The following is a 5,809-nucleotide window of genomic DNA, read 5'->3' as shown; positions in this document are numbered from 1 at the left end:
GCCGCGCGCCGGGCCGTCCGGGCGGGCGCGCCCGCTCAGGGGCGCCAGCTCGCATCGATGAGGGCGATCCCCGCCCGCCGCAACCGACGCTCCAGCGCGGCCAGTTCGCCCCGCCCCGGCACTCCGTAGAGCCGCACATCGCCCTCCCCCTCGACCATTTGCAGACGCGGCCCGCTCTCCGTCCGGGCCAGATGTTCCTGATAGCGCGCCCACCCCCGCGCCGTACGCGGCCACATGCGCTGGTTCGCCGAGCCGCGCCACACCAGGGCGGTGGGCTCGGCCGCCCGGAAGCGGCCGGTGACCAGCACATCGGCGTGGCGGACAGCGGCGGAGCGCGCCGCGTCACGCGCCACTTCCTCCTGCTCGTATCCCGTGTAGAGGAGGATGTCGATCTCGCGGCCCGCCGCCGGGCCGCCCGGTTCCGTCGCCTCCGCACGGGCCCGCACCGCCCCGGCCAGCAGGGCCTCGAGAGCGGCGGGCTGGTCGAGCGGCTCGCCGCCGCTGACCGTCAGCCCGTCGGCACCCCGCGCCAACGCCTCGTGCCACAGCCCGAGCAGGGACGACACCGTACGGGAGGCACCGCCCAGCGGATCCCAGGTGTGCCGTGACATACAGCCGGCGCAGGCCAGCCCGCAGCCCTGGGTCCAGATACCCAGGCGCCGTCCCGGGCCCAGGGTCTCCACCGGGAAGTGGGTCTGACTGGTCCGGAGCGTGGGCTCCTCGCACTCTGGGACGTTCTCCACCGACCCGTCTCCTATTCCCCCGAGGTCGTCTTTCCGAGATCCGTGATCAAAAAGGCGTGGCCCCGGAACCGTTCCAGTATGACCCGGCGTCAGGGATCGACGAGGGCGTTCTCCGGTCGACTTCCGGGCGTTTTCGGGAGCGGGCCCTATGGGGAGCATTCCCGGGTACGACCTCACCGATACGGTCTGAGAAGGAATCGCATCGACAACGTCAACGGCAACGACTGCGAGCCGTTTGCGGGAGAAAGCGGAATTCCACTGTCCGCAATGCGGCTGTCCGGTGCGGTAATTGCGCACCGGGGAAAACGGGGGATCCATTTCCATGATCACATCTGACAGTGTCAACGGGGTGGTGCGCCGGGGACGGCTCGGCCGTACCGCCCGCTTCGCGGCCCGTTGGCGGGGCAAGCGCGACGGCGCGCGCGGCGTTCCGCGCATCCCACTCCCGGAGTCTCCCGAGGAGCAGCGGGGCGAGCTACCGCCGCCCATCGAGCCACCGGCTCCCGAGCTGCTCATCACGCCGTATGTGATGGAGGTGCGGACCGGCGTCCGCCGGGCCACCGAGCAGATGCGCTCCGCCCTCATCGGGCGGGAGCACGCCCTGCTCAGCCGGGTGCGCGCCGAGTCGGTGCGCGTCGTGACCCAGTACGACGTCCGCGAGGACCCCCGGCCCGCCGCGCTCGCGCGGTACGGCCACTGGGTCGGCCAGTGGCACACCAGCGTGGACCGCTGCCGGTCGCATGCCCAGGCCGTCGTCGACCAGGCCAATCAGCGGCTCGCCTGCTACTGGGACGCGGTGCGCGAGACCCACCCCCAGCTCTCCCGCCTCCCCCGGCGCCCGCCCGGGGACTGGCTGCCGGGCCGGGTGGAGCTGGACCGGTCCTGGCAGCAGCCCGACGTCTGGCTGCTGGCCGACGACGACAGCGCCCGGACGGCCACCTCCCGGGCGCTACAGATACTCGAACGGCAGAACACCGACCGCGTCGACGGGAGGACCGCGCGATGACCGTCCACAGTTCCGCTCCGGAGCACCCGGGCGTCCGGCGGCGCCGGAACCTGCGGCGCGCGCTGCCCGCCGCGCTGGTGCTCGCCCTGGCCGCCACCATCACGGCCTGCGGCTCCGACGAACCGTCACGCTACTCCCGGACATGCGGCGTCGTGGTCGACGGCTCGGGCTCTGCCGCCGCCTCCCGGACCGGCTTCGACGCGGAGGCCAAGCTCAGGGCGACCCTCCAGAAGTTCCTGTCGGACCACAAGTGCCGCAAGACGTCCTTCGCCCCCATCACCAAGGTTTCCGAGGCGTCCAAGTGCCAGGTCAGCCCGCTCGACCTGGATCCGGACAGCTCGAAGACCGCCGACCGTGAGCGCACCCGCACCACCATGCGCGCGGTCGCCCTCTCCAACGCCCTGAAGCTGCTGCGCTGCGCCCAGAGGGAGGAGCCCGGCTCCGATGTGCTCGGGGGGCTGTCGCGCATCGCCCTGTCCAAGCCGTCCGGCGACGACGCGTCGTACGACGTTCTCGTGGTGAGCGACTTCGACCAGGGCGACACCGACTTCCGGCTGGGGCGGCAGAACCTGTCCACCGCCGCGAGCCGCCGGACCGTCATCGACGGTTTCCTCAAGTCGCGCGGCGCGCCGAAGCTGTCCGGCGCGGACATCTACCCGGTGGGCTACGGCATGAAGTACCACACCGACACCTCCCACTACGAGCAGTTCAACGCCTTCTGGACGGAGCTTCTGGAAGGGAGGGTGAAGGCACATGTCGACACCACCTACCGCCGGTGACGACCAGGCGCCGCGCCGGCTGAGGCTGCGCCGCCGCAGGGCCGACGCCGACCACCGGCGCCGGGGAGGGCGGGCGGCCGCACGGCGGTTCCCCGACGGCGCGCTGCCCCAGCCCGACCCCGTCGCATCGGATCTCATCCGGGCCGGGGACAGCGCCTGGCTGCTGGACCGGGCGCGCAAGCACGGCGCCTCGGCGGCCGGCCGGAAGGTCTTCGACCCGTGGGTTCTGGCCACCTCCGACCGGGTGCCCTACTTCGCCGAGCTGGCCAGCCTGCGCGGCCGGGTCAGGCACCGGCTCGCCGAGGAGCAGGCACGGGCCGAGGAGGACGGCGCGCTGGAGGCGAGCCGGGTCAGGGCGGCCGCCACCGCCGCCGGTGAGCGACTGGAGCGGGCGGGCCGCCGGCGGGCCGTCCTGGAGCAGCAGCAGATGGTCACCACAGCCCAGTTGGACCGGCTGGCGCGGCGGGCCGACCGGTGGCAGACCTTCCGCGACACCGTACGGGGCGGTTTCGAGCGCCGGTGGCTGCGCGCCCGTATGCCCGCCGGCTGGACCGACGGCGCCGACCCCGGACAGCCGGGCGCCACGCGGCGCGAGGACGAGCCGCAGACCGCCGGTGGCCACGCCGGCTGGCAGGCGGTGTCCGACCACGATCCGGTGGCGGAGGCGGACGCGGCCGACCGGGCGCTGTCCACCAGGGCGGCATGGGAGGGCGCCGCGGCGCGACCGGGTATGCCGCGCTGGATGAAGCTCGGGGTGCTGGCCGCGCTGATCGTGGTGGAACTGCCCGTCTACTACTCGGTGTTCGAGAATCTGCACGGTGTCGGGCGCTTCGCCGATCTGCTCTCCTACAGCCTCATGGTGGCCGTGGCGGTGGCGATGATCCTCGCCCCGCATATCGCGGGCTGGATACTGCGGCGGCGCTCCGCCACCGGTGCGGTCCGGCTGTCGGCCGTGCCCGCCCTGGCCCTGCTGGGCGTGTGGGCCTACGGCGCCTGGGCGTTGGGCGATCTGCGGGCCAAGGTGGCGTTCCGGGAGGAGCCTGCGCTGGATCTGCCGCCCGATGTGGCCGCGAACGTGGGGGACAGCGTGCGCAATCCGCCGAGCCTCATCGAGTCGCTGCATCTGGATCCGCAGAGCGTGACCTGGATGTTCGTCGCGCTGCTGCTGCTCTCCGGCGGTATCGCCTTCCTGATCGGGCTGGGCGAGGAGCACCCGTATCTCGCGGCGTACCGGACCACGGCCGAGCGGCTGCGGAAGCTGGAGCAGGAGATCGAGACGGATCTGGCCGGCTCCGAGCGCGCCAAGGAGGCCGAGGCCACCATGGGCGCCCGTGGGGGCGCCCGCCGCGCCGCCCATGAGGCACGGTTGTACGCGGTCGACGACCTGTACGAAGCCGCGGCGCACGCCTATCTGGACGGGGTGGCCATGGAGTCCGGCGATCCGGCGGTGACCGAGGCCGCCATGCGGCTGTCCCGGCAGTGGCCGCTGCTGCCGCACTGAGCGCGTGCGGCACGCCGAAGGCCGAGGAAAACCCACGGGGGTGGCGATGGATCCAGCAGCACCGGCGCAGTACATACTCATCACGCAGTGTCTACAGAACGACTTCTTCCTGAACCTGGACTGCCAGTTGTCCCTGCCGGACAGCGCGGTCTCCAAGCTGCTGCTGGACAGCGAGAGCGGTGCGGCCCTCCGCACGGAGGGCCACCGCAGGGTCCTGTCCGAGGCGGAGCTGCACCGTTCGCCGCTGGCCCGTTTCCTGGACGCCACCGTCGGCTCCCGGACCCGCGGACACGGGGACGGGGTCCTGCATCTGATCAACATCCGTGACTGGCATGTCCCGGGAGAGGCGTACGACCTGGAGCGCAGGCAGTACGGGGCACACTGCGAGGCCGGCACCTGGGGGGCGGCGTACGTCGACGGGCTCACGGATCTGCTGGCCCCGGACCGGTGCGCCCCGGCGGACAGCGAGGACGGCTGGGGCGGGAGACTCCGCGTCCACCATGTGCGGTCCAACACCCTCTTCGACTTCCAGCACAGCTCCGGAGTCCGTTCCGACCTCGGCGAACCGGCGCCGCTGACGACGCTGCTGGACGGTCTGCTGGGCGACGGGCGTCAGGAGACGGCACATGTCGTGGTGATCGGTGTCCTCACCGACATCAAGGTCCAGTTGCTGCTGACCGGTATCCGCTCGCGCTACGACGTGCGGCAGCTCGTGGTCTCCGACCCGCTCACCGCCAGCAGGACGTTGGAGCGCCATCTGACGGCGCTGGACTTCTGCCAGCGGGTGCTGCGCACCGAGGTGATGACCGGTCTGGCGGAGCTGGCCCGCTTCCTGGGCTCCCGACCGGACGACGACCGGCGGCTGGCCCGTGGCGGGGACGCGGAGTTCGCGGGCTACTCCTCGTACATCCAGGACAAGCAGGGCATCCTGTCGTACGAGGACGCCAGGTTGCGGGACTACCGCATCCAGACCTCCGAACGCCTCCGGCGGGCGCAGCACACGGTCGGCTTCGCCAGCAAGTTCCTGCTGGGGCTGGGCACCTGTCTGCTGCTCACCGCGCTGGTGCTGTCGCTCGTCGGTGCCTTCCTCCCGGGCCGTATCGGGTGGCAGAGCCCCGCCGTGCTCGGCGCACTCGGTGTGGGGCAGATCGTCACGCTGTTCTTCACCCGGCCGGTCAGATCCGTGCAGGACGCGCTGGCGGAGGAGACCATCTACCGGATGATCCTGGAGAGCCGCAGTCTGAAGGTGGCGCTGGCCCGGTTCCACATCACCACGGCGACCTCGCTCCGGCGGCATGACGATGTCGACGGGCAATCCAACGCGCTGGCACGGCAGTTGGAGATCCTGGAGAAGATCGACACAGCCGACTTCGAACGGCTCAAACAACTGGGGGTCACCCCGCGCGCCGAACCCCCCGGGCCCGGCCGCTCCCGTAGAAGAAACCGCGCGCAGGCTCTCTGAGCACCTGGTGCTGTCCAAAGCCCATCTGGCAGGCAGCCACCTGCGGGGTGGCCGCCTGCCGCACGAGGGGCCTCGCCGTCCCCCGACCTTCTCGTCCACGATGTCCCGCACCTGCTGGAGGGTGAAGCCGAGCTCTTTGAGCGCGATAACCCGGTTCAGGCGGCTGAGCTGGGCCGCGGAGTAGCTTCAAGCACTACATTCAACAAGAGAGAATTCCCAGTCATCGCCCATGGAGGGACGGACAGCGCATGACGGCGTCGGCTCATCCGCACACCCGCGTCATGGTGGAACTCGGCGACCGTTCCTATCCCGTGGACA

Annotated in this window: 5 protein-coding genes and 1 pseudogene; 4 read left to right on the top strand and 2 right to left on the bottom strand. The window is 71.5% G+C overall.

Annotated elements, in window-relative coordinates:
• Positions 1 to 35: 35 nt before the first annotated feature.
• Positions 36 to 743 (bottom strand): 4Fe-4S single cluster domain-containing protein, encoded by a 708-nt coding sequence (locus tag KN815_RS44305; RefSeq protein WP_216347419.1) that lies wholly within the window; start codon positions 741 to 743, stop codon positions 36 to 38.
• Positions 744 to 1,065: 322 nt separating this feature from the next.
• Between KN815_RS44305 and KN815_RS44300 the strand changes: the two genes are divergently transcribed.
• The 4 genes from KN815_RS44300 to KN815_RS44285 are packed head-to-tail and all read left to right on the top strand — an operon-like array spanning position 1,066 to position 5,491.
• On the top strand, positions 1,066 to 1,749 hold the full coding sequence (locus tag KN815_RS44300; RefSeq protein ID WP_216347417.1) for a hypothetical protein: 684 nt from the start codon (positions 1,066 to 1,068) through the stop codon (positions 1,747 to 1,749).
• Positions 1,746 to 2,528 carry a hypothetical protein gene (locus KN815_RS44295; RefSeq protein ID WP_216347416.1) on the top strand — a complete coding sequence of 261 codons (783 nt, stop codon included), beginning with the start codon at positions 1,746 to 1,748 and terminating at the stop codon, positions 2,526 to 2,528. Before KN815_RS44300 ends, KN815_RS44295 begins: the two co-directional genes overlap by 4 nt.
• On the top strand, positions 2,503 to 4,029 hold the full coding sequence (locus tag KN815_RS44290) for a hypothetical protein (RefSeq protein WP_216347415.1): 1,527 nt from the start codon (positions 2,503 to 2,505) through the stop codon (positions 4,027 to 4,029). Before KN815_RS44295 ends, KN815_RS44290 begins: the two co-directional genes overlap by 26 nt.
• A 46-nt stretch (positions 4,030 to 4,075) precedes the next feature.
• The gene (locus tag KN815_RS44285; RefSeq protein WP_216347414.1) at positions 4,076 to 5,491 is read left to right on the top strand and encodes a hypothetical protein; all 1,416 of its coding nucleotides are present in this window, start codon (positions 4,076 to 4,078) and stop codon (positions 5,489 to 5,491) included.
• Between the two features lie 68 nt (positions 5,492 to 5,559).
• Here the strand turns inward: KN815_RS44285 and KN815_RS51205 are convergent.
• Positions 5,560 to 5,674, bottom strand: a pseudogene (locus KN815_RS51205) (MerR family transcriptional regulator); the annotation flags it as partial.
• Positions 5,675 to 5,809: the final 135 nt, after the last annotated feature.

The organism is Streptomyces niphimycinicus, assembly GCF_018883605.1.
Lineage (GTDB): Bacteria > Actinomycetota > Actinomycetes > Streptomycetales > Streptomycetaceae > Streptomyces > Streptomyces niphimycinicus.
The sequence above is the reverse complement of the archived record's forward strand: the minus strand, read 5'-3'. Positions and strand labels throughout refer to the sequence as shown.